The organism is Mycobacterium sp. 3-98, assembly GCF_035918355.1.
In the GTDB taxonomy this organism is placed as follows: domain Bacteria; phylum Actinomycetota; class Actinomycetes; order Mycobacteriales; family Mycobacteriaceae; genus Mycobacterium; species Mycobacterium intracellulare.
Window position 1 is genome coordinate 979255 of record NZ_CP142360.1, and the last position, 23664, is coordinate 1002918.

The 23664-nt window shown below is 69.4% G+C and carries 24 protein-coding genes; 16 read left to right on the forward strand and 8 right to left on the reverse strand.

Annotated features, from left to right (window positions below; genetic code table 11):
• The first annotated feature begins 60 nt into the window (after nt 1–60).
• From QGN30_RS04765 to QGN30_RS04800, 8 genes are all read left to right on the forward strand, one after another.
• Nucleotides 61–1344: an acyl-CoA dehydrogenase family protein gene (locus QGN30_RS04765; protein WP_009954035.1), complete on the forward strand. Its 1284-nt coding sequence runs from the start codon at nt 61–63 to the stop codon at nt 1342–1344.
• Between the two features lie 89 nt (nt 1345–1433).
• Nucleotides 1434–2312, forward strand: a complete 879-nt coding sequence (gene ttfA, locus QGN30_RS04770; protein ID WP_014385929.1) for a trehalose monomycolate transport factor TtfA — start codon at nt 1434–1436, stop codon at nt 2310–2312.
• 50 nt (nt 2313–2362) lie between these two features.
• A complete protein-coding gene (locus tag QGN30_RS04775; RefSeq protein ID WP_026071156.1) occupies nt 2363–3136 on the forward strand; it encodes an SDR family NAD(P)-dependent oxidoreductase in 774 nt (257 codons plus the stop codon).
• Nucleotides 3123–3662 (forward strand): orotate phosphoribosyltransferase, encoded by a 540-nt coding sequence (gene pyrE, locus QGN30_RS04780; protein WP_008261506.1) that lies wholly within the window; start codon nt 3123–3125, stop codon nt 3660–3662. Before QGN30_RS04775 ends, pyrE begins: the two co-directional genes overlap by 14 nt.
• Nucleotides 3663–3888: 226 nt before the next feature.
• Nucleotides 3889–4791, forward strand: a complete 903-nt coding sequence (locus tag QGN30_RS04785; protein WP_014383411.1) for a hypothetical protein — start codon at nt 3889–3891, stop codon at nt 4789–4791.
• On the forward strand, nt 4788–5435 hold the full coding sequence (locus tag QGN30_RS04790; RefSeq protein ID WP_014381302.1) for a TrmH family RNA methyltransferase: 648 nt from the start codon (nt 4788–4790) through the stop codon (nt 5433–5435). Before QGN30_RS04785 ends, QGN30_RS04790 begins: the two co-directional genes overlap by 4 nt.
• A gap of 152 nt (nt 5436–5587) precedes the next feature.
• On the forward strand, nt 5588–6727 hold the full coding sequence (locus QGN30_RS04795; RefSeq protein ID WP_009957191.1) for a glycoside hydrolase family 76 protein: 1140 nt from the start codon (nt 5588–5590) through the stop codon (nt 6725–6727).
• Nucleotides 6724–8073 carry a 3-oxoacid CoA-transferase gene (locus QGN30_RS04800; RefSeq protein ID WP_009957192.1) on the forward strand — a complete coding sequence of 450 codons (1350 nt, stop codon included), beginning with the start codon at nt 6724–6726 and terminating at the stop codon, nt 8071–8073. Before QGN30_RS04795 ends, QGN30_RS04800 begins: the two co-directional genes overlap by 4 nt.
• Nucleotides 8074–8088: 15 nt before the next feature.
• Here the strand turns inward: QGN30_RS04800 and QGN30_RS04805 are convergent, their stop codons facing one another.
• A complete protein-coding gene (locus QGN30_RS04805) occupies nt 8089–8781 on the reverse strand; it encodes a DedA family protein (RefSeq protein WP_009957193.1) in 693 nt (230 codons plus the stop codon).
• 92 nt (nt 8782–8873) lie between these two features.
• Here QGN30_RS04805 and fbaA point away from each other — a divergent pair, with 92 nt between their 5' ends.
• Nucleotides 8874–9905 (forward strand): class II fructose-bisphosphate aldolase, encoded by a 1032-nt coding sequence (fbaA, locus tag QGN30_RS04810; protein ID WP_248923257.1) that lies wholly within the window; start codon nt 8874–8876, stop codon nt 9903–9905.
• A gap of 85 nt (nt 9906–9990) precedes the next feature.
• On the opposite strand, the gene QGN30_RS04815 is transcribed toward fbaA, so the two are convergent.
• Complete coding sequence (locus QGN30_RS04815; protein ID WP_009957195.1) at nt 9991–10872, reverse strand: Rv0361 family membrane protein; 882 nt, start codon at nt 10870–10872, stop codon at nt 9991–9993.
• Between the two features lie 123 nt (nt 10873–10995).
• On the opposite strand from QGN30_RS04815, the gene QGN30_RS04820 reads away from it, so the two are divergent.
• A complete protein-coding gene (locus tag QGN30_RS04820) occupies nt 10996–11409 on the forward strand; it encodes a DUF3151 domain-containing protein (RefSeq protein WP_014381301.1) in 414 nt (137 codons plus the stop codon).
• Nucleotides 11410–11413: 4 nt separating this feature from the next.
• Here the strand turns inward: QGN30_RS04820 and QGN30_RS04825 are convergent, their stop codons facing one another.
• The 3 genes from QGN30_RS04825 to QGN30_RS04835 are packed head-to-tail and all read right to left on the reverse strand — an operon-like array spanning nt 11414 to nt 13790.
• Nucleotides 11414–12310 carry a cation diffusion facilitator family transporter gene (locus QGN30_RS04825; RefSeq protein ID WP_248923256.1) on the reverse strand — a complete coding sequence of 299 codons (897 nt, stop codon included), beginning with the start codon at nt 12308–12310 and terminating at the stop codon, nt 11414–11416.
• 40 nt (nt 12311–12350) lie between these two features.
• Entirely contained in the window at nt 12351–13133 is a 783-nt protein-coding gene (locus QGN30_RS04830; protein ID WP_009957199.1) for a site-2 protease family protein, read from the reverse strand.
• A gap of 9 nt (nt 13134–13142) precedes the next feature.
• Nucleotides 13143–13790: a hypothetical protein gene (locus QGN30_RS04835; protein ID WP_014383409.1), complete on the reverse strand. Its 648-nt coding sequence runs from the start codon at nt 13788–13790 to the stop codon at nt 13143–13145.
• Between the two features lie 285 nt (nt 13791–14075).
• Between QGN30_RS04835 and QGN30_RS04840 the strand changes: the two genes are divergently transcribed.
• The 6 genes from QGN30_RS04840 to QGN30_RS04865 all read left to right on the forward strand — a co-directional run bounded on the left by QGN30_RS04840 (nt 14076) and on the right by QGN30_RS04865 (nt 20158).
• Nucleotides 14076–14990: a histidine phosphatase family protein gene (locus tag QGN30_RS04840; protein WP_026071157.1), complete on the forward strand. Its 915-nt coding sequence runs from the start codon at nt 14076–14078 to the stop codon at nt 14988–14990.
• 208 nt (nt 14991–15198) lie between these two features.
• Nucleotides 15199–16497 (forward strand): adenylosuccinate synthase, encoded by a 1299-nt coding sequence (locus QGN30_RS04845; protein WP_009956036.1) that lies wholly within the window; start codon nt 15199–15201, stop codon nt 16495–16497.
• Nucleotides 16494–17141 (forward strand): PaaI family thioesterase, encoded by a 648-nt coding sequence (locus QGN30_RS04850; RefSeq protein WP_095580664.1) that lies wholly within the window; start codon nt 16494–16496, stop codon nt 17139–17141. Before QGN30_RS04845 ends, QGN30_RS04850 begins: the two co-directional genes overlap by 4 nt.
• 29 nt (nt 17142–17170) lie before the next feature.
• A complete protein-coding gene (purT, locus tag QGN30_RS04855; protein WP_020188417.1) occupies nt 17171–18367 on the forward strand; it encodes a formate-dependent phosphoribosylglycinamide formyltransferase in 1197 nt (398 codons plus the stop codon).
• 116 nt (nt 18368–18483) lie between these two features.
• Entirely contained in the window at nt 18484–18924 is a 441-nt protein-coding gene (locus tag QGN30_RS04860; RefSeq protein ID WP_136245697.1) for a rhodanese-like domain-containing protein, read from the forward strand.
• Nucleotides 18925–18931: 7 nt separating this feature from the next.
• Nucleotides 18932–20158 (forward strand): O-succinylhomoserine sulfhydrylase, encoded by a 1227-nt coding sequence (locus tag QGN30_RS04865; protein WP_009952489.1) that lies wholly within the window; start codon nt 18932–18934, stop codon nt 20156–20158.
• Here QGN30_RS04865 and QGN30_RS04870 read toward each other — a convergent pair.
• The 3 genes from QGN30_RS04870 to QGN30_RS04880 form a co-directional block, all read right to left on the reverse strand.
• Nucleotides 20155–21549 (reverse strand): NAD(P)/FAD-dependent oxidoreductase, encoded by a 1395-nt coding sequence (locus QGN30_RS04870; protein WP_009952488.1) that lies wholly within the window; start codon nt 21547–21549, stop codon nt 20155–20157. The two genes, QGN30_RS04865 and QGN30_RS04870, sit on opposite strands and share 4 nt — an antisense overlap.
• An 809-nt stretch (nt 21550–22358) precedes the next feature.
• Nucleotides 22359–22985 (reverse strand): hypothetical protein, encoded by a 627-nt coding sequence (locus tag QGN30_RS04875; protein ID WP_014381294.1) that lies wholly within the window; start codon nt 22983–22985, stop codon nt 22359–22361.
• Between the two features lie 5 nt (nt 22986–22990).
• Nucleotides 22991–23662 carry a TetR/AcrR family transcriptional regulator gene (locus QGN30_RS04880; RefSeq protein WP_009952485.1) on the reverse strand — a complete coding sequence of 224 codons (672 nt, stop codon included), beginning with the start codon at nt 23660–23662 and terminating at the stop codon, nt 22991–22993.
• Nucleotides 23663–23664: the final 2 nt, after the last annotated feature.

Genomic DNA, 23664 nt, shown 5'->3' on the forward strand with positions numbered 1-23664 from the left:
GGCGTTCGGCGTTTGGACGCGCATTGGTAGCGTCCCACCGACGGCAGATCGGAGGCCAACATGGCGTGGGACTTCAGCACCGAGCCGGATTTCCAGGCGAAGCTCGACTGGGTCGAGGATTTTTGCCGCGAGGAGATCGAGCCGCTGGACTTCGTGTTCCCCTACGCGGTGCGCTCGCCCGATCCCCGGGTGAAGGCCTACGTGCGCGGTCTGCAGCAGCAGATCAAGGACCAGGGGCTGTGGGCGATCTTCCTCGACGAGGAGTTGGGTGGCCCCGGTTTCGGTCAGCTCAAGCTGGCGCTACTGAACGAGGTCATCGGCCGCTACTCGCAGGCCCCGCAGATGTTCGGCGCCGCCGCACCCGACACCGGCAACATGGAGATGCTCGCCGCGTTCGGCACCGAGGAGCAGAAGAAGCGGTGGCTTGAGCCGCTGCTCAACCAGGACATGTTCTCGGCGTATTCGATGACCGAGCCACAGGGCGGATCCGACCCCAGCCTGTTCAAGACCCACGCCGTGCGCGACGGCGACGAGTGGGTCATCAACGGCGAGAAGTGGTTCACCTCGGCGGGACGGGTGGCCGACATCCTCTTCGTGATGTGCACCAACGGCATGTTCGTCGTGCCGCGCCGCACCCCGGGCGTCGAGATCCAGCCGGAGCCGCGCAACCACAACCACATCATCTACAACGACGTCCGGGTTCCGCTCGACCACCTGCTCGGCCCCGAGGACGGCGCCAAGACGCTGGCCCAGCGTCGGCTCGGCGGCGGCCGCATCCACCACGCGATGCGCACCATCGCCCAGTGCCGGCTCGCGTTCGACATGATGTGCGAGCGGGCGCTGTCGCGGGAGTCGCACGGCAAGGTCATCGCGGAGCATCAGATGGTGCAGGAGAAGATCGCCGACTCCTACGCCGCGATCCGCATGCTGCGGCTGCTGGTGCTCGAAACGGCGTGGAAGATCGACAATTCCAGCACCAAGGAGGCCCGCACCGACATCGCGACGGTCAAGTTCACGATGGCCAAGGTGCTGCGCGACGTGTCGTACAACGCCCTGCACATCCTCGGGTCGCTCGGCACCACCGATCTGACGCCGCTGCAGGCGATGTATGCGAGCGCGCCGACGATGGGGCTGGCCGACGGCGCCGACGAGGTCCACAAGGCCACCGTCGCCCGGCGCCTGCTGCGCGACTACAGCCCGCAGCAGCATCCGTACTGGCCGACGGAGTACTTCCCGGCCAAGCGGGAGGCGGCGTGGGCGAAATTCGAGCCGAAGTTCCAGGCAGAGCCCGAACTGCGGGCCGCGGCCGAGGACTCCAAGAAGTACTTCGCCCGCCGGCGCTGACGCCCGCCCGGGCCGCACTGCATCCTGTGATTGGGTTGTGACCTGGTCGCCTTCTGTGTTCCGGGCCAATAGCAGATACGCTGTTTTGGATGGTCCCCCTCTGGTTCACGCTCTCCGCGCTGTGCTTTGTCGGCGCGGGGGTGCTGCTGTACGTCGATGTCGACCGTCGGCGCGGACGCAGCAGGCGCCGTAAGTCGTGGGCGCGGTCGCACGGATTCGACTACGAGCGGGAATCGGCCGACATCCTCAAGCGCTGGAAGCGCGGCGTGATGTCGACGGTGGGTGACGTGACCGCGCAGAACGTGGTGCTGGGCCAGATCCGAGGCGAGGCGGTCTACATTTTCGACCTCGAAGAGGTCGCCACGGTGATCGCGCTGCACCGCAAGGTTGGCACCAACGTCGTGGTGGACCTGCGGCTCAAGGGGCTCAAAGAGCCACGGGAGAGCGACATTTGGCTGCTGGGCGCGATCGGGCCGCGGATGGTGTACTCCACCAACCTGGACGCCGCCCGCCGGGCCTGCGACCGCCGCATGGTCACCTTCGCCCACACCGCGCCGGATTCCGCCGAGATCATGTGGAACGAGCAGAACTGGACGCTGGTCGCCATGCCGATCACCAGCACCCGCACCGAGTGGGACGAGGGTCTGCGCACCGTGCGGCAGTTCAACGACCTGTTGCGAGTGCTGCCGCCGCTGCCGGAGGAGACCCCGCAGGAGTCCGGGGCACCGGCGGGACCGCGCAACGCGTCGCCGAGCCGCCCGTTGGCGCCGGCGGGCCGCGCCGAGTTGCCGCCCCGGCGCGCGCAGCAGGATGTGGCCGGCCTGCTCGGGCCCGACGCCGCGCCGGGCCGCCGCGCGGCCGAGCCGGTGCGCCGCGACCAGCCGCGACCGGAGCCGCGCCCCGATACGCTGCGCCGCCCGCCCCCGACCGGGCGCAACGGCCACCAGGCCACCAACTATCAGCGCTGACGGCGGGTAGCCGGGAGGCCGGTGGGGCCGCCGTCACTAGGATGGCGCTCATGCCCCGCCCCGTCGCCCTGATCACCGGGCCCACCTCCGGGATCGGCGCCGGGTACGCGCGACGCTTCGCCCGCGACGGCTACGACCTGGTGCTGGTCGCCCGCGACGCCGATCGGTTGAACCGGCTGGCGGACGAATTGAAGAGCACCGCAGGCGACGTCGAGGTTCTCCCCGCCGACTTGGGCGATGCGGCCGACCGGCAACGGGTGTCCGATCGCCTCGCCGCCGGAGTGCGCGTCCTGGTGAACAACGCCGGCTTCGCGACGTCCGGCGACTTCTGGTCCACCGACCCCGCCGTGCTGCAATCCCAGCTCGACGTCAACGTCACCGCGGTCATGCACCTGACCCGGGCGGCGCTGCCGGGCATGCTGGACGCGGGCGCCGGCACGGTCATCAACATCGCCAGCGTCGCCGGGCTGGTGCCCGGGCGGGGCTCGACGTATTCGGCGTCCAAGGCGTGGGTGATCTCGTTCAGCGAGGGCTTGTCCGTCGGGCTGCAGGGCACCGGGGTTTCGGTGCACGCCGTGTGCCCGGGCTACGTGCGCACCGAATTTCACGCCCGCGCCGGCATCGACATGTCCAAGTCGCCGTCGTTCATGTGGCTCGAGGTCGACGATGTGGTCAGCCAGAGCCTCGCCGACATCGCCCGCGGCAAGGTGATCAGCATCCCGGGTCTGCAGTACAAGGCGATCATCGCCGCCGAGCGGATGATCCCGCGGACCCTGATGCGGGCGGTCACCAAACGAGTCGGTGGTGGCCGTGGCCGAACCTGAGCGCGAGGAGCTGGCCGAACTGGTGCGCCGCCTGGCGGTGGTGCACGGCCGGGTCACGCTGTCGTCCGGCAAGGAGGCCGACTACTACGTCGACCTGCGCCGGGCGACCCTGCACCATCGTGCGTCGGCGCTGATCGGCAAGCTGATGCGCGAGCTGACCAGCGACTGGGACTACGCGGTGGTGGGCGGGCTGACCCTGGGCGCCGACCCGGTGGCCACCGCCATCATGCACGCGCCGGGCCGGCCCATCGACGCTTTCGTTGTGCGCAAGTCCGCCAAAGCCCATGGGCTGCAACGACTTATCGAAGGCTCCGAGGTCTCCGGGCAGCGGGTGCTGGTGGTCGAGGACACCAGCACCACCGGCAACTCGGCGCTCACCGCGGTGCGCGCCGTGCAGGACGCGGGCGGCGAGGTGCTGGGAGTGGCCACCGTGGTGGACCGCGCCACCGGCGCCGCCGAGGCCATCGAGGCCGAGGGGCTGCCGTACCGCAGCGTGCTGGGACTGGCCGAGCTGGGGCTGGGCTAGGTGCCGGCTTTTTCGATGCACCGATTGCCACACCCGCCGCAGCGGTCCCTGGCCGGGGCGATGTGCGTGGTGCCCGCCTCCCAGCGACAACGGCGTCGAGGCGCGCAGGCGCCCGACTTGTCGCTCGGAGGTGGGCAATTCGCAACTCCCTTCCGGCGGGGACTGCTGTGCCGCATGTGGCCCGCGTGGCCGATGCGTTCTGGTCCGACCCCGGGGCGCTAATTCAATGCGGACCATCCTTGCGATCGCCGCGTGCCTGGCGCTCTGCCTGGCCGGTTGCTCATCGACCAACCCCGCCACCGCGCCCTACGGGGCCCAGGGCGCGCGGCTCGGCGAATCGCTGGCGCTGCTGGGCTGGAACATGTCCGTGTCGAACCTGCGCTGGGATGGCGACTATGTGCTGGTGGACGTCGACGCGAGTCCCGCCTCGACCAAGGACCCGCACGCCAAACCCGAGGACATCCGCTTCGGCCTGTACGGCGCGCTGGCCCACCCCATGGAGGCCGACGGCCTGGGCAGCTGCGAGAACGCGAAGACCGGCGTGCACGACATTCGCGCGCCGCTGTCCGCGCCGCCCGACCGGCTCACCGGCACGGTTTGCCTTGGGCCGCTGAAGGATCGGAGTCAGGTCCGCGGCATCTACGGCTACTCGCCGCGCGACCGCATCCCGAACAGCTCGTCGGCCTATCCGGTCGCCTTCCCGGTCGGCCTCCTGCCGACCAACCCCAACGACAGCGGCGGGCTGGCGGTCAAGACCGCCAGCCTGACGGCGTGGCGGGCCGACGGCAAACCGGTGACCAAGGCGCAGCTGGGTGATCCGGGGGCGTTCACCGGCAACGGCTACATGCTGCTCGGGTTGGAGGCCACCGCCATCGCGGCCCGCTACCGCGACGAGTCCGCCAAGCGCGGCGGCCCGATGATGTTGCTGGCCTCGCCGACGCTGCCCGCCCCGGGACTCAACCCCGCCTGCGCGACCTACGGCTCGTCGGTGCTGATCCTGCCCGACGCGTCGCTGGACGCTGTGCACGTCAACGCCTCGCTGTGCACCCAAGGAGAGATCAACGACGCGCTGCTCTACGCGACCCTGGCCATCGACGGCACGCACGCCGGGGTGTGGACCCAGCGATGAGCGGACCCGGGCCCACCGAATGGTCCGCGACCCCGCCCGCCGGCGTCGGGCCCTGGCCGGGCGAACCACCCGACGACCCGCGGTATGACCCGATCCTGTTGCGCGAGGGCGACACCCGCAACGTCGTCGACGCCTACCGGTACTGGACCCGGGAAGCCATCGTCGCCGACATCGACCGGCGACGGCATCCGCTGCACGTGGCGATCGAGAACTTCGGTCACGACGCCAACATCGGTTCGGTGGTGCGCACCGCCAACGCCTTCGCCGTGCACACCGTGCACATCGTGGGGCGGCGGCGGTGGAATCGCCGCGGCGCCATGGTGACCGACCGCTATCAGCGGCTGTGCCACCACGACAGCACCGCCGAGCTGTTCGACTTCGCGGCGGACGCCGGCCTGACCGTCGTCGCCGTCGACAACGTCCCGGGCGCGGCGCGGCTCGAGGAGACCGCGCTGCCGCGCGAGTGCCTGCTGGTGTTCGGTCAGGAGGGGCCCGGCATCACCGACGACACCCGCAGCGGCGCGACCCTGACGGTGTCGATCGCCCAGTTCGGCTCGACGCGCAGCATCAACGCCGGCGTCGCCGCGGGGATCGCCATGCACACCTGGGTGGAGCAGCACGCCGACCTGTCCCGCGCCTGGTGACACCCGCCGGGCGCGTTGAGTGTGAACCGGCGGCGTTGATTGTGCGCTGACGGCGGGCCAGCTCGGCGTGTCGCCGCCGCACATGCACACCGAAAGCCCTGCGTTCACACTCGACGCCGCGCGCTCACACGCATGGGGCAGGATCGGCAGGTATGGATCAGCTATGGGCCAACCGGGCGGCCAGCTGCGAAGCCGCTGTCACACAACGGCACCTGAAGCGGCTGTGGGGTCTACCCGCCACACAGCTCGGGGTGGTGGCCTGGCCGGCGCAGCGCAAAGACCGGCTGTTCGGGACCTGGCACTACTGGTGGCAGGCGCATCTGCTGGACTGCCTCATCGACGCCCAGCAGCGTGATCCCCAGCCCCACCGGCACACCGAGATCAACCGGCAGGTCCGTTCGCACCGGCTGCGCAACAACTTCTCGTGGATCAACAACTACTACGACGACATGGCCTGGCTGGCGCTGGCGCTCGAACGTGCCGCGCGCATCGCCGGCGTCGAGCGCCGAAAAGCGTTGCCCAAGCTGGCGAACCAATTCCTGACGGCGTGGTCGCCCGAGGACGGCGGCGGCATCCCCTGGCGCAAGCAGGACAAGTTCTTCAACGCCCCCGCCAACGGCCCCGCGGGGATCTTCCTCGCCCGGTACGGCGATCACCTGAAACGTGCCGAGCAGATGGCGAATTGGATCGAGGCGACGCTCATCGACCCCGAGACGCACCTGGTGTTCGACGGCATCAAGGCGGGGTCGCTGGTGCGCGCGCAGTACACGTACTGCCAGGGCGTGGTGCTGGGGCTCGAGACCGAGCTGGCCGCCCGCGCCGGGGTGGAGGTGAGGGCCCGGCACGCCGCGCGGGTGCATCGGCTGGTCGCGGCGGTGCGCGAGCACATGGCCCCGGCGGGCGTGCTGGTCGGCACCGGCGGCGGCGACGGCGGCCTGTTCGCCGGTGTGACCGCCCGCTACCTGGCGCTGGTGGCGACCACGCTGCCGGGGGATTCGCCGGAGGACGCGATGGCCCGCGACACCGCCCGCCAGATCGTGCTGGCCAGCGGGAAGTCGGCGTGGGACTACCGCCAGACGGTGGACGGGCTGCCGGTGTTCGGCCCGTTCTGGGATCGCGACGCCCAGGTGCCCACCGCGGACGGCAAAGAGGCGGAGTTCGTCGAGGGCGCGGTGATGGCCTCCGAGGTCGCCGAGCGGGACCTGTCGGTGCAGCTGTCGGGGTGGATGCTCATGGAGGCCGCCTGTAACGTCTCCGCCGAATCGTCGCACGAGGACAGGAGCGCCCTGTGAAGAAAGTCCACCCCGACGCGGAGTCGGCGCTGCACGGCCTGCTGAAGGACGGCATCACCATCGCCGCCGGCGGCTTCGGCCTGTGCGGCATCCCGGAGAAGCTGATCCGGGCCCTGGTGGACAGCGGCATCAAGGATCTCACCATCGTCGGAAACAACGCCGGCGTAGACGATTTCGGCATGGGCCTGCTGCTCAAGGGCAGGCAGGTGAAGAAGGTGATCGCCTCCTATGTGGGGGAGAACAAGGAGTTCGAGCGGCAGGTGCTGGCCGGCGAGCTCGACCTCGCGCTCACGCCCCAGGGCACGCTGGCGGAGAAGCTGCGGGCCGGCGGCGCCGGCATACCCGGGTTCTACACGCGCACGGCCTACGGCACCAATCTCGCCGAGGGCAAGGACACCCGGGTCTTCGACGGTACGGAATACGTTCTGGAAGAAGGCATCCGGGCGGACGTGGCGCTCGTCAAGGCGTGGAAGGGCGACACGGCGGGCAACCTCGTCTACCGCAAGACGGCGCGCAACTTCAACCCCATGATCGCCACCTGCGCGGCGGTCACGGTGGCCGAGGTCGAGGAGCTGGTCGAGGTCGGCGAGCTGGATCCGGACCTGATCCACACCCCCGGCATCTACGTGGACCGCATCATCGAGGGCACCGGCTACGAGAAGCGCATCGAGTTCCGCACCACCAGCGGCGGCGCAGCGCTGAAGAACGACAGCCCTATTCGCGAGCTCATGGCCCAGCGCGCGGCCCGCGAATTGCGCGACGGCTACTACGTGAACCTGGGCATCGGCATCCCGACGTTGGTGGCCAACTTCATTCCCGACGACATCAACGTCACGCTGCAGTCGGAGAACGGCTTGCTCGGCATCGGGGCCTACCCGAGCGAGGACAGCGTGGACCCCGATCTCATCAACGCCGGCAAGCAGACCATCACGAGCCTGCCCGGCTCCAGCTTTTTCAGCAGCGCCGACTCCTTCGCGATGATCCGCGGCGGCCACATCGACCTGTCGATCCTGGGCGCGCTCGAGGTGGCCGAGAACGGCGACCTGGCCAACTGGATGGTGCCCGGCAAGATGGTCAAAGGGCCCGGCGGCGCAATGGATCTCGTGTCGGGTGTCAAGCGGGTGATCGTCGTCATGGACCACACCGCGAAAGACGGCAGCCCGAAAATCCTCAAGCAATGCACGTTGCCGCTGACCGGCAAGGGCGTCGTCGACATGATCATCACCAACCTGTGCGTCTTCGACGTCGAGCCGGGGCAGGGGCTGGTGCTCACGGAACTGCATCCCGGGGTGACGGTCGAGGACGTCCGCGCCAAGACCGGCTGCGATTTCACCGTCGCGGTCTGAGCCGCGCGCGGGCCGCTACTCGGAGGCCGGCAGCTTCTCGGGTTCCCTGTCGGCGGTCTCCGTCACGCGGCGGCGGCCCCGATAGCCGCGCCAGGCAGCGATGAACGCCGGGATCATCGACACGAACAGGATGGCGAGGATGATCTTTTCCAGGTTGTGGTGCACGAACGGCACGTTGCCCAAGAAGTAGCCCGCGAGGGTCGCGCCGCCGCCCCAGGCGATGCCGCCGACGATGTCGAACCCCAAGAACAGCGGATAGCGCATGTAGGACACCCCGGCGATCACCGGGACGAACGTCCGCACGAACGGCGCGAACCGGGCCAGGATGATCGCCCAGGGCCCGTACTTCTCGAAGAACGCGTGTGACTCGGTCACGTAGTGCTTCTTGAAGAACCGCGAGTCTTCCTTCTTGAACAGCGCGGGCCCGATCCGCCGCCCGATGAAATATCCGGTCTGATCGCCCAGGACCGCGACCGTGGCGACGCACGGCGCCAGCACCCAGATGCTGACCGGTGGGTGCGGATGCGCGGCCAGCAGGCCGCCGGTGAACAGCAGCGACTCGCCCGGCAGCAACGGAAACAGCAGCCCGGTCTCGATGAAGACGATGACCAGGATCCCGGGCAGCACCGCCGACCCGAAGACGCCGTCGGCGCCCAGCCAATACATCGGGTCGAGGATGGCGGGCAGGGCCGTCACGGCGGTACTCATGATCCATCAACATACCGGCCCGCGGCGAGCGGCCCGCCGACCTGGACGATACTGGGTGGACCCGGCCGCAGAAGGGGCAGAAGGGAGTTGCCATGCCCATCGCCACGCCCGAGGTCTACGCCGAGATGCTGCGCCGCGCCAAGGAGCACTCGTACGCCTTCCCCGCGATCAACTGCACCTCGTCGGAGACGGTGAACGCCGCCCTCAAGGGCTTCGCCGATGCCGGCAGCGACGGAATCATCCAATTCTCCACCGGCGGAGCCGAATTCGCGTCCGGCCTCGGAGTCAAGGACATGGTCGCCGGGGCGGTGGCGCTGGCCGAGTTCACCCGATCCATCGCGGCCAGGTACCCGATCAACGTCGCGCTCCACACCGACCATTGCCCCAAGGACAAGCTGGACACCTACGTCCGCCCGCTGCTGTCGATCTCGGCCGAGCGGGTCGGCGGGGGCGGCGAGCCGTTGTTCGGATCACACATGTGGGACGGGTCGGCGGTGCCGATCGACGAGAACCTGGCGATCGCCCGGGAACTGCTCACCGAGGCGTCGGCCGCCAAGATCATCCTCGAGATCGAGATCGGCGTGGTGGGCGGGGAAGAGGACGGCGTCGCCAACGAGATCAACGACAAGCTCTACACCACGCCGGAGGACTTCGAGAAGACCATCGACGCGCTGGGCCACGGCGAGCACGGCAAGTATCTGCTGGCCGCCACGTTCGGCAACGTGCACGGCGTGTACAAGCCCGGCAACGTCAAGCTGCGCCCCGACATCCTGGCCCAGGGCCAGAAGGTGGCGGCGGCCAAGCTCGGGTTACCCGACGACACGAAACCGTTCGACTTCGTCTTCCACGGCGGCTCCGGATCCGAGAAGTCGGAGATCGAGGAGGCCCTGCGTTACGGCGTGGTGAAGATGAACGTCGACACCGACACGCAGTACGCGTTCACCCGCCCGATCGCCGGCCACATGTTCACCAACTACGACGGCGTGCTGAAGGTCGACGGCGACGTCGGGGCCAAGAAGGCCTACGACCCCCGCAGCTACCTCAAGAAGGCCGAGGCGTCGATGTCCGAGCGGGTGGTCCAGGCGTGCACGGACCTGCACTGCGCCGGAAAGTCGATCGCCTGACCCCGTCGAGCGTCGACTTCTGGGGCTGAATCCGCCCCATTTCGCGCAACAACCCCACGTTCGGCGGGCAGGGGGGCCTAGCGGGTCAGCCGCTGGCGGACTGGCAGATCTTCCACTGGTCGTCGCGGTACTGCAGGTCCAGGCTGCGGGTGGAGCGCACCTGCGGGTCGTAGGCCATGAACGTGGTGACGTTGGCCTCGGCGTGCTGGCCGTTGACGACGACCTGGTCGATGCTGGCGATCACCGGATACTGCTTGGCCGCCGAGACCCGGCGGTACGTTTCGTCCCAGGAACGTTCGTCGTAATCGGCGTAGCCGTCGCGGGTGGTGCCGCAGGTGATGGTGCGCAGCGTGGTCAGGTCGCCCCGCTGAATCGCGACGTCGAAGTTGCCGATGGTGTGCCGGACCTGGTCTTCCTGCGAGACGCCGGTGTGTTTGCCCCGGGTAAGCAGCACCGTGCCCAGGATCGCGATCGCCGCCAGCGCCAGCACGATCACGACGATCGCCAGTATCCACCCCCAGTTGAATTGCCTGGACGTGCGCAGCTTCCCGCCGAGCCGGGGTGGGATCGATTGCGGGACAGCGGCTTTGGGCGGGGCCCCGAACTGCGCGGTCCCGTCCTGTCCCGGCGTGGCGAAGACCTCGGTGGCGGGCTCCGGGGTGGTGGAGATGATCGTGGTCTCTTTCGCGTCAAACCCCGGGGCGGTGAAGCGACGCTCGCGCTGCGGTGCCTCCGGCACTTCCTGGGGACCGCTGCGCGGATCGGGTTTGTTGATCACCACGGTCTCGGTCTCGGCGTCGTTGGGGACCATGGGCACGCTCTCGGTGGCGTCGTCACCGGTCTCGAAGCCGGCTTCGGGGCCGGATTCGGCCCCCCACTCGTCGCTCGGATCGTTGCGAGACTCGCGTGGATCGAACCCGGGCCGGTTCGGCGGGCCGCCGCGGTCGGGCTCGGATGGGTTGGGCATGAGTACTACTGTCCTCCCGCTGTCGAGTGGGGTAGTTGCAGAGCTTAGCGACCGAGACCCCGGCCCGGGGCGATGGCCGAGGTGCGTCCTGCGGGCAAAACGGGCGAGCTGCAGAATAGAGCCATGACGCCGATGAAGGATCTGCTAGGGCCCGACCCGATCCTGCTGCCCGGGGACCCCGACACCGAGGCGGAACTGCTGGCCGGCGAGAAGCCGGGCATCGTCGCCGCCGCGCATCCGACGGCGTCGCTGGCCTGGGCGGCGCTGGCCGAGCAGGCGCTGGCCGACGACCAGGCCATTACCGCGTACGCGTACGCCCGCACCGGCTATCACCGCGGCCTGGACCAGCTGCGCCGGAACGGCTGGAAGGGTTTTGGCCCCGTCCCGTATTCGCACGAGCCCAACCGCGGCTTCCTGCGCTGTGTGGCCGCGCTGGCGCGCGCCGCCGACACGATCGGCGAAACCGACGAGTACGCACGGTGCCTGGACCTGCTCGACGACTGCGACCCCGAGGCGCGCAAAGCGCTTGGGCTGTAACGCCTTAAAAGCTTTCCGAGCAATCGGTGTCGTCGGGGCAGTCGATCTGAACGGTGGCGTGTTCCAGCCCGCGGGCCGATAGCACCGCCCGCGCGTCATGCAGGACCCGGGCGGGGTCCCCGGTGCTGGTCAGGTGCGCCGTGCACATGTCTTTGCCCGGCGACAGCGTCCACACGTGCAGGTCGTGCATCCCGGTCACGCCGTCGACGGCGCCGAGGGCGCTGCGCAGCTCCTCGACGTCGATGTGGGTCGGTGACGATTCGGAAAGGATCCGCAGCGCGTCGCGTGCGAGCGCGATCGCCCGGGGCAGCACCCAGAGCGCGACGAGCACGGCAACCACCACGTCGGCGTAGGGCCAGTGCGTCGTCACGGTGACCATGCCTGCGATCAGCACGCCCAGGCTGCCGACGGTGTCGGCGACGACCTCCATGTAGGCGCCCTTGACGGCCAGGCTCCCCGACGAGTGGGACCGCAGCAGCAGCGCGACGGCGAAGTTGGCGGCCAGCCCGGCCAGCGCGACGACGATCATCGGCACGCCCGGGACGGCGGGCGCCTCGCTGAGCCGCCGGACGGCCTCGTAGAGGATGAACGCCGCCACCCCGATCAGCAGGCCCGCGTTCGCGACGGCGGTGAATACCTCGGCGCGATGCCAGCCATACGTGCGGGCCGGCGACGAGCTGCCGCGGCGGGCCAGCGTGACGGCGGCCAGCCCCATGAACACGGCGACCACGTCGGTCAGCATGTGGCCGGCGTCGGCCAGCAGCGCGATCGAGTTGATCAGCAGCGAGGTCGCCAGTTCCACGACGAAGAACGCCGCCAGGATCGCCGCGGCGGTGACCATGCGCGGGATCAGCCGAGCGTCGTCCGTCTCGGCCGGGGTGTGATTGTGGCCGGCGCCCATGTCCGGAAATATATGCGTGACGACGCATATATGGCAAGGGTCAGAACCAGCGGCTCCAGAAGCGGGTCAGCCCGTTGCCCCAGCTCACCAGCACGTCCGGCACGCCGGACAGGTCGAACAGCGACAACACGATCCCGAAGAACCAGTGGTTGAGCACCGGCGCCAGGAGCAGGAACAGCAGGATGACGAAGCCCCATTGCTTGGCCGGGGCCAGTGCGCGCTGCGTCTCGGGGTTCAGGTGCGGTTCCAGGGCGTCGTAGCCGTCCAGCCCGGGGATGGGCAGCAGGTTCAGCACGACGGCGGTGAGCTGAAGGAATCCCAGGAACGCCACCGCGGCCCACAGCACCACGTGCGTCGGGTCGAAGAACAACCGGATCAGCGCCAGCAACAGCGCCGCCAGCACCAGGTTGGCCGCCGGCCCGGCCAGGCTGACCAGCGTGCGACGGGCCGGCGTCATGAACCACGTCCGCACGTAGACCGCCGCCCCGGGCAGGCCGATCCCGCCCAGCGCGACGATCACCAACGGCAGCACGAGCGACAGCGCCGGATGGGCGTAGCGGCGGGGATCCAGCGTCAGGTACCCGCGCACGGCCGCGTCGTGGTCGCCGAACCGCCAGGCGGTGACCGCGTGCCCGAACTCGTGCAGGCACAGCGACACCAGCCAGCCGGCGATCACGAAGATGAACACCCCGACATAGGCGAGCGGCCGCGCGCTGTAGCCGGCCTGCCAGGCCAGTCCACCACCGACCGCCGTCAACCCGAGCAGGGCCAAAAAGATCGGGCTGGGCCGGACCGATTCGCGTTGGGGCGAGGGGAAGCTCACCGCACGAAACTATCGGACCAGCAGCCAGCCCTCGATGTTGCGGTAGAACGCCGAGCGGCGGCCGGGCCGGGGGGCGGGGACGCCGTCGCGCAGCACGACGACGCCCGTGCTGCCGAGCTGGGCCGCGCGGCCGGTGACCCACCGGCGCCAGCGCCCCTGGAGCGAGGCCCGCAGGCCGGGCATGGCCAGCGTCGGCTCGACGAGCACGCCGGCGGCGTCGCCGTCGAACAACGTGGTGTCGTCGACGACCGCCTCGCCGTGGATCACCCGCTCGCCGTCCGGCGGCACCCAGGCGGCGCGCCCGACGACCACCGAGCCGGTCTCGTCGCGGATCAGCGTCACCCGTTGCGCGGAACCGCGGACGGCCCGGCGCGCCGCCCGGCGCGCAGCGGGCAGGCGATAGATCCGGGTCGCCCGGGTGCGCCGCCGCGGCACGTAGGCCACCTCGACGTCGAGCCGCTCCGCGCGCAGCAGCCGGGTCAGCACCGCCGCCAGGTCGGCGTCGGCGCCCACCACGACCAGGCGCGGGAAGGGGCCTATCGCGGCGTCGAGGTCGGGTTCGCCGGCGATGCGGTGGGCGCGCAACCCCCGCAACGGGCCGTAGGTCCGCCCGTGCGTGAACACCAGGACCGCGGCGGCCGGATCGTCTTGTGTCACAAGCTATCCAATCAAGCTGGTCCAATCTGTTTGACTTCCAACGACTCTGGCTCGATCAATGGGCCATAACGACACAGTCACAACATGGTGTCGGACTGCGAAAGTTGTTGCGGCGCCGCCTGGAAACACCCGGATACTTTACTCCTGCCACAGGGCCTACGTTGTGCGGAATCCCGCCAACGAGTGGCTGAGAGAACGGAGAACGACCATTCGCCGCCTCACCCCCATTTTCTCCGCCGTGCGGCCCGCGCCGCTCGGGTACGGCGCCGGCCCCGCCCGCCTCCGTTGCTGACGACGCACCTCGGTCGCCTTGGCGCCGTGCTGCTTTCGGCCGTCCTGCTGTGCCTCGCATCGGCGCGGGCGTCGGCCGACGAGTCGATCGTGATCGATTTGGTGCGCCACGGGCAGTCGGTGGCCAACGCCGCGAGGGTGATCGATACGGCGGTGCCCGGGGCCGCGCTCACCGCGCTTGGCCAACAACAGGCGCAGGACGTCGCCAATGTGCTCGCGGCGAAGGGCCCGGTCGCCGCGATCTTCGCGTCGCAGTTGATCAGGACGCAGCAGACCGCGGCGCCGTTGGCGGCGGCGTTGGGGATGAATGTGCAGGTGCTGCCCGGGCTCAACGAGATCGACGCGGGCATCTTCAACGGGATGCCGCAGTTCAGCCTGGCGGGGCTGGCGTACCTGCTGGCACCGGTCGCGTGGTTGCTCGGGCTGCGCGTCGTGCCGATGCTCGCGCCGGGCTCGGCCGACCCCAACGGGTACGAGTTCCACAGGCGTTTCAGCGGCGCGCTCCAGACGATGTCCGGCAACGCGGCGACGACCGCGAGCGGCTTCAACGACATGCTCGCAAGGATGTACGGCAGCGCGTTGGCCAACCCGGTCCGCGCGTCCGACGGCAGGATCAGAGAGGTCGCGTTCTCCAGCGAATTCGACATCGGCATCGGGACGATGACGACCGTCAGAAACCCCGAACAGTTGCTCCTGCTTTTCGACCCGCTGCCCAACACCGGCATCGTCGAGATCCAGGGCAATCCCCACGATGGCTGGACGCTGGTCAGCTGGAACGGGAAACCGGCGTGGCCCGGTTGGGCGGCCAAGCGATACGACCGTGACGCCAACGGCCTGTGCCTGATGCTGGACGCGCCGTCGCGCAACGGCGTGTGCGCGGCGAAGCCGCCGGTGGCGGCAAGCCCCTGAGCACCATGCGAGGCCCGACGTCTAGGATCGCCACGTGAGCGCGGCAAGCAAAGACGCGTGCAGCTACGCGCACGGTCACGACGCGGCCAACCGAGGCGCCGTCACCCGACGGCAGTGCGAGCCATCGGGCGATGTCGAAAACCGTTGCAGCGGTGCAAGATCTGGCGTTCTGCCAGCAGAACCACAGTAGGCAGGCGGGAGCAAACTCATGCCGGCAATCGTCCTGATCGGCGCCCAGTGGGGCGACGAGGGCAAAGGTAAGGCCACCGACCTGCTGGGTGGGCGGGTGCAGTGGGTGGTGCGCTACCAGGGTGGCAACAACGCCGGGCACACGGTCGTCTTGCCGACGGGGGAGAACTTCGCCCTGCACCTGATCCCGTCGGGCGTGCTCACGCCCGGCGTCACCAACGTCATCGGCAACGGTGTGGTGATCGACCCCGGCGTGCTGCTCGACGAGCTCAAAGGCCTCGAAGACCGCGGTGTCGACACCTCGAGGCTGCTGATCTCCGCCGACGCGCACCTGCTGTTGCCCTACCACGTGGCCATCGACAAGGTCACCGAGCGCTACATGGGCAACAAGAAGATCGGCACCACCGGCCGCGGCATCGGGCCCTGCTACCAGGACAAGATCGCCCGGATCGGAATCCGCGTCGCCGACGTGCTCGACCGGGAGGTGTTGACCCACAAGGTCGAGGCCGCGCTAGAGCTGAAGAACCAGATATTGGTCAAGATCTACAACCGCAAGGCGCTCGACCCGCACCAGGTGGTCGAGGCCCTGCTCGAGCAGGCGCAGGGTTTCGCGCACCGCATCGCCGATACCCGGCTGTTGCTCAACACCGCGCTGGAGTCCGGCGAAACCGTGTTGCTGGAGGGTTCGCAGGGCACCCTGCTCGACGTCGACCACGGCACGTATCCCTATGTGACGTCGTCGAATCCGACGGCGGGCGGGGCGGCGGTGGGTTCGGGGATCGGGCCGACGCGGATCACCGCGGTGCTGGGCATCCTCAAGGCCTACACCACCCGCGTGGGCTCCGGCCCGTTCCCCACCGAGTTGTTCGACGAGAACGGCGAATACCTGTCCAAGACCGGGGGCGAATTCGGCGTCACCACCGGGCGGCGCCGGCGGTGCGGCTGGTTCGACGCCGTCATCGCCCGCTACGCCACCCGGGTCAACGGCATCACCGACTACTTCCTGACCAAGCTCGACGTGCTGTCCAGCCTGGAAACCGTTCCCGTGTGCGTCGGCTACCAGATCGACGGGGCACGCATCCACGAGATGCCGATGACCCAAAGCGATTTGCACCGCGCCGAGCCGATCTACGAGGAGCTGCCCGGCTGGTGGGAGGACATTTCGCACGCCCGCGAGTTCGACGACCTGCCCGCCAAGGCGCGTGACTACGTGCTTCGGCTCGAAGAGCTTGCGGGAGCACATGTTTCGTGCATCGGTGTGGGACCCGGGCGCGAACAGACCATCGTGCGCCGCGACGTCCTGGCGGCCCGCGCGTGACGGACCCGGAACCGAACCCGATCGACCTCGATCCCGAATACGAACACCACGGCGGCTTCCCGGAGTACGGGCCCGCCAGCCCCGGCCCCGGCTTCGCCCGGTTCGTCGCCTCGATGCGCCGGCTGCAGGACCTCGCCGTGTCGGCCGACCCGGGTGACGACGTCTGGGACGACGCCGCCGACCGGGTCGCGGCGCTGACCGACCTGCTGGGGCCGTTTCAGGCCGAGGCCGAGGGCCAGGCGCCCGCGGGCCGCACCCCCGACCTGCCGGGCATGGGCAGCCTGCTGCTGCCGCCGTGGGTGCTGACGCGGTACGACCCCGAGGGCGTCGAAATGACCGGCCACTTCAGCCGCTTCCACGTCGGCGGCAACCACGCGGTGCACGGCGGCGTGCTGCCGCTGCTGTTCGACCACATGTTCGGCATGATCTCCCACGCCGCCAACCGGCCCATCAGCCGCACGGCCTTCCTGCACGTCGACTACCGCAAGGTGACCCCGATCGACGTGCCGCTGCTGGTGCGGGGCCGGGTCACCGGCACCGAGGGCCGCAAGGCGTTCGTCTCCGCCGAATTGGTCGACGAGGAGCAGACCGTGCTGGCCGAGGGCAACGGCCTGATGGTGCGGCTGCTTCCCGGTCAGCCCTAGCACTCGCCGAACCGACCTATCCTTGAGCCGTGACTGACGGCGTGACGGACGGACGCGACGACGAGACGACGGCGCTCGTCGTGCCCCCACCGGCCCCCGCCGAGGCGCGCCCGACGGTGCTGCTGCTGGGTTCCGGCGAGATCAGCCGGGAGCTGGCGATCGCCCTGGGACGCCTCGGGGCCCGGGTGATCGCCGCCGACCGGCACCCCCACGCGCCCGCGCACGGGGTCGCCGACCAGGCGCTGGTGCTCGACATGACCGACGCCGACGAGCTGGCGCAGGCGATCGGGCGGCTGCAACCCACCCTCGTCGTCACCACCACCGACGCGGTCGCCACCGGGGCCCTCGACGCCCTCGACGGCGAGCTGGTGCCCAGCGCCCGCGCCGTGCGGCTCGCCGCCGACCGCGAAGGGCTGCGCCGGCTGGCCGCCGACGAGCTGGGGCTGCCCACCGCGCCGTTCTGGTTCGTCGGGTCGCTGGGCGAACTCGAGGCGGTCGGCGCGCACGCCGGGTACCCGCTGCTGGTCAAGCCGGTGGCCGGGCCGACCGGGCAGCGGCAGTCGGTGGTGGCGCGCCGCGAGGACATCGAACCGGCCTGGCGCCGCGCGGTGGGCGACCAGTCCTCCGCCCGGGTGCTGGCCGAAACCGTGGTCGAGGTCGAGTTCTACGTGACCCTGCTGGCGGTCCGCAGCGAGGGCCCGTCGGGGCCGGCCATCGAATTCTGCTCACCCATCGGCCACCGCGGGTCCGACGGGCAGGTGCTGGAATCCTGGCAGCCCCAGAAGATGAGCGCGGCCGCGACGGACGCCGCGAGGTCGATCGCCGCGCGGATCGTCAAGGCGCTGGGCGGGCGCGGCGTGTTCGGGGTCGAATTGATGGTCAACGGCGACGAGGTGTACTTCGCCGACGTCACGTCGCGCCCGGCCGACAGCGCCTGGGTGACCCTGCGCAGCCAGCGACTTTCGGCGTTCGAGCTGCAGGCCCGCACCATCCTGGGCCTGCCGGTGGACACCATGATGGTGTCGCCGGCCGCCGCCCGGGTGGCGGGCCCGGCCGATCCCCATGACCCCGCCGCGTTGATCGGCGCGCTGAGCGTGCCGGAGAGCGACCTGCGCGTCTCCGGGAGCGGGTTCCGGGCGTTGGCGACCGCGCCGGAGGTGACGGCGGCCCGCGAGCGCGCCGGCCAGGCCGCCGAACGGCTGGCCGCCCCGGCGCCCCGCGGCTGAGCCCCGAGATGCGCGCGGCGCCGGTCTCGATACGATCGCAGGTCAGGTAGCGCCGCGCGGGGGGCAATCTCGCCGGGGTGGCTGACGATGCGTACGAAGGACGAGGGAATACGAGCATGAGCACAGAGCGCGGACACTCCTACGCGGGCGACATCTCGCCCCTGGAGGCATGGAAACTGCTCAGCGACAATCCGAACGCCGTGCTGGTCGACGTGCGCACCGACGCCGAATGGCGATTCGTCGGGGTGCCCGATCTGTCCAGCCTCGGCCGCGAGGTGCTGTTCCTCGAGTGGAATTCCTCCGACGGCAGGCCCAACGCGAACTTCGCCGACCAGCTGCGCGAGCAGGTGGCGCCGGCCGAAAGCGACGCGGATCGCCCGGTGCTGTTTTTGTGTCGCTCCGGAAACCGCTCCATCGGCGCCGCCGAGGTGGCGACCCAGCTGGGCATCACGCCGGCCTACAACATCCTGGACGGCTTCGAGGGCCAGCTGGACGCCAACGGTCATCGCGGCGAGTCGGGCTGGCGGGCGATCGGATTGCCTTGGAAGCAAGGTTGATCCGGGCATGACGCCCGCCGATCACGACTCGGTTCGCACTCCCGCACCGTTGCCCGAAGGCGTCAGCCAGGCGACCATCGGCGTGCGCGGTGGGCTGCTGCGCTCGGGGTTCGACGAGACCGCCGAGGCGCTGTACCTGACGTCGGGCTACGTCTACGAAACCGCGGCGGTCGCCGAGCAGTCGTTCACCGGCGAGGTCGACCGCTTCGTCTACTCGCGGTACGGCAACCCGACCGTGACGATGTTCGAGGAGCGGCTGCGCTTGCTCGAAGGGGCACCGGCGGCGTTTGCCACCGCGAGCGGCATGGCGGCGGTGTTCACGTCACTGGGCGCGCTGCTGGGCGCGGGGGACCGGTTGGTCGCGTCGCGCAGCCTGTTCGGCTCGTGTTTCGTGGTGTGCAACGAGATCCTGCCGCGCTGGGGTGTCGAAACCGTCTTCGTCGACGGCGACGACCTGTCCCAGTGGGAACAGGCGTTGTCGGTGCCCACCACGGCGGTGTTCTTCGAAACGCCGTCGAATCCGATGCAGTCGCTGGTGGACATCGCCGCGGTGACCGAGCTGGCCCACGCCGCGGGCGCAAAGGTGGTGCTGGACAACGTTTTCGCCACACCGCTGCTGCAGCAGGGCGTTCCGCTCGGCGTCGACGTGGTGGTGTACTCGGGCACCAAGCACATCGACGGCCAGGGCCGGGTGCTGGGCGGGGCCATCCTCGGCGACAAGGAGTACATCGACGGCCCGGTGCAGAAACTGATGCGGCACACCGGCCCGGCGATGAGCGCGTTCAACGCCTGGGTGTTGCTGAAAGGTCTTGAGACGATGGCCATCCGGGTCGAGCACAGCAATTCCTCGGCGTACCGGATCGCCGAATTCCTCGAGACCCATCCGGCGGTGAGCTGGGTGCGCTACCCCTATCTGTCCTCACACCCGCAATACGACCTGGCCAAGCGCCAGATGTCGGGCGGCGGAACGGTGATCACCTTCGCGCTCGACTGCCCGGACAGCAGGGCCAAACAGCGGGCTTTCGAGGTGCTGGACAAGTTGACGCTGATCGACATCTCCAACAACCTCGGCGACGCCAAATCCCTTGTCACACATCCCGCGACCACCACTCACCGGGCGATGGGCCCGGAGGGCCGCGCGGCGATCGGGCTCGGCGACGGCGTGGTCCGCATCTCCGTCGGCCTGGAAGGCACCGACGACCTGATCGCCGACATCGATCGGGCCCTGAGCTAGCCGGCCGCCTTCTGCTCGGCCGTCTCGGCGCGCTCGGCGGCCGCGAGCGTGCCTTCGGCGGCCTGCTGCTCCACCCAGTTCACCAGCGGCCGGGCGTAGATCATCTGGCTGGTGATGGCCATCTGGCCGCGGGTGCGGCCCAGGAACGAGATCCCCCAGGCGAACATGGCGGCCAGTCGGTTCCGGTGGCCGATGAGGTAGTACAGGTGCAGCACCAGCCACGCCAGCCAGGCGAAGAACCCGGCGAATTCCACCTTGCCGACCTGCGCGACGGCACTGTAGCGGGAGATGAGCGCCATGCTGCCCTTGTTCACGTACCGGAAGGGCTTGCGGTCGGCGGGATTGTCCTCACCCTTGAGCGCGTGCTTGATGACGGTGGCGGCGTATTTCGCGCCCTGGATCGCGCCCTGCGCCATCCCGGGCACGCCGGGCACCGACATCAGGTCGCCGACGACGAACACGTACGGGTGCCCCTTGACGGTGAGGTCGGGTTCGACGATCACCCTTCCGGCGCGGTCGGTTTCGGTTCCGTCGGACTGTTCGGCGAGCATCGCGCCCAGCGAGCTGGCCTGCACGCCGGCCGCCCACACCTTGCACGCGCATTCGATGCGGCGCTCGCCGCCGTCCTTCTCCTTGATCGTGATGCCCATGTAGTCGACCGCGGTCACCATCGCGTTGAGCTGGACCTCGACGTCCATCTTCTCCAGCCGCCGCTGGGCCTTGAGGCCCAGCTTGGTGCCCATCGGCGGCAACACCGCGGGCGCCGCGTCGAGCAGGATGACGCGGCATTCGCTGGGGGTGATCGTCCGGAACGCGCCGGCCAGGGTGCGCTCGGCCAGCTGGACGATCTCGCCGGCCAGCTCGACGCCGGTGGGCCCGGCGCCGACCACCACGAAGGTCAGGCGGCGTTTGCGCTCGGCCGGGTCGGTGGCGACCTCGGCGGCCTCGAAGGCGCCGAGGATGCGGCCGCGCAGCTCGAGGGCGTCGTCGATGCTCTTCATCCCGGGCGCGAAGGCGGCGTACTCGTCGTGGCCGAAGTAGGACTGCTGTGCGCCGGCGGCCACGATCAGGCTGTCGTAGGGCGTCACCGTCTCCATGCCCATCAGGTGCGATGTGACCGTCTTGGCGGTGAGGTCGATGGCGGAGACTTCGCCCCACAGCACCCGGACGTTGCGCTGCCGGCGCAGGATCAGTCTGGTGGTCGGCGCGATGTCGCCTTCGGACAGGATGCCTGTGGCCACCTGATACAGCAGCGGCTGGAAGAGGTGCGTTGTCGTCTTCGAGATCACGGTGACCTCGACTTCGGTGCCCTTGGGGGCGCGTTTGAGCGCCTTTGCCGCGGTCAACCCGCCGAAACCGCTTCCGATGATGACCACACGATGGCGCGACATGCCTCCACCGTACGACGCCGCACCCACGAAAGGCGAGGCCGACGTGCGCGCGGATGCGCGGCGCGTCGGAGCCACCGGGCCAACAGCAGAAGTCGAAGAGGCCGAAAATGCGTGCGGCCAAGCCGATCTCGACGCCTCTACGGACGCCATAACCCGAAATAGCGTGTGTGGTAACGGATCCCGGCCGGGGCCGCGGCGCGCATCAGGGCATGCTGTGGCCCCGGCCGATCACCTTGTGCTCTTCGCTACGCGAAGCGTGATGTGAGTGAACGGGCCCCAATTGAGCTCGGGGTCCGTTCGGTTACCGCTATCCGGTGCAGGTCAAACCGGGTCCACAGTCGATAACGAGCGGAATCGTGCATGCCGAGGTCATTGGCGCTGCGAAAGCCAGCACCACGGCGACGACGATTTTGCTAGTACGACGTGACATTAGAACCCCCTACGTCTGGGAGACGACATTCTAAGGCCCGATGTCGGCGAGCTTACGTTGTCAATCGCTCGCAGATAAGCGATTTCGCGAATATTTCCGACGAATTCGTCAAACGGATGACCGACGAACCCAGCTCGGATCCATCCGCCTGGCCGCGAACGGAATTCAGCAAAATCCGGTGGCCCGGTGAATGGGAATTATCCTGCGCGGGGCCTATGTCGCGGCTATATTGGATCGCTATTTACCCGCCGCTCGCCGGCGTGGCTGCGCAAATTGGATATGAATTCAAATAGGTCCCGAGCTCGCGCCGCCCGACGCGCGGCGAAACCGTCGGGATGGCAATTTGTTTCAGCGACGGGTGGGAGGGCATCGCGGCCGCTCAGAACGGCCACGCGCTGGCGTCGCTCTTGTACTTGGCGTTGAGGTCGCTGCAGAAGTCGGCGGCGGTGCCGGCGAGCAGGATGTAATAGGTCTCGCCGCGGCGGCTGTCGTAGGACGTCGGCGTGGTCCAGCCGTTGTTGCACATGGCGGTTTCGCCGCCCGCGGCGGTCCTTCGCCAATTGGTCTTCACGCAGCCCACCAGGCCGTCGAGGCTCGGCGTCGCGCTCTTGGCCGCAACCAGCATCGCTCCGCCCCACTGCCCGTCGCTGCGCCGATAGGCGCGCGCCCCGAATCCCGAATTGTCGGTCTGGCACGCCAACGCCCGGCGCAGCAGCGAGAAGGGCCCCGCGAGTTGCGGGTTAGCGGCTCCCGCCGCGGACGTGATGAACTGCGCCGCGTCCGAGCCGTCGACCTCCTGCACGACGTTAGGATTGCCAAAGCTGAAGAGCTGCTGGGCGATTCCCTGCGCCGCCGCGGAGCCCGCGCCGATGATCGGCCCGCTGCCGCTGGACGCCATCGGGGGCAGCGCCGCGGCCGGATCGGCGCCCGCCGCGGGCACGCCGGCGGCGGCTCCCAGGGCCAACAAGGCGATCGTGCCGCGGACGCGGCGTGCGGTGACTCCCATGCCCCTCATTCCAGCACGTGCGCGTAGTCGACGCGGCGGTCGTCGGCGATCAATCCGCCCAGCACGTGGCCGATCTGCAACGCGATGTATTCGTCGAGGGTGTAGGTCGGCCCGAAGTGCCAGTGCTTGAGCGCCCAGCCATGGGCGAGCAGCATGATGTCGAACACGGTGAGGTCGACGTCGACCCCGCGGAAGACGCCCTGGGCGACGCCGGCCTCGATCACCGCGCGCAGCGGTGCGGCCGTGGCGATTTCGAGGTCCTTGATCTGGGTGCGGCCGGGCGCCCCGAGGGTTCGGCTCTCCCGGTAGGTCAGGACCACGCCGTCGAGGTTCTCGTCGACGATCTGGATGTAGCGTCGGACCCCCACGGTCAGCTGGTCCACGACGTCGTCGCCGGCGGCGGCGATGACCGGCGCCAGCTGATCGCGGAACGCGTCGAGGATGCGCACGATCGTGGCGAGCAGCAGGTCTTCCTTGCCGCCGAAGTATTTGTAGAGCAGGCCGACGCTGACCTCAGCCTCGGTGGCCAGGTCCTGCATGGACATCTGGTGAAACCCGGTCCTGCCCATGACTTTGACCGCGGCATCGAGCACCTGGCGGCGCCGCGAGCTGACGCGGGCGGCGCGCACCGCCTCCTCGGCGGGAAGGGCGCTGTAGTCGGCGACGTCGGTGGCCATCG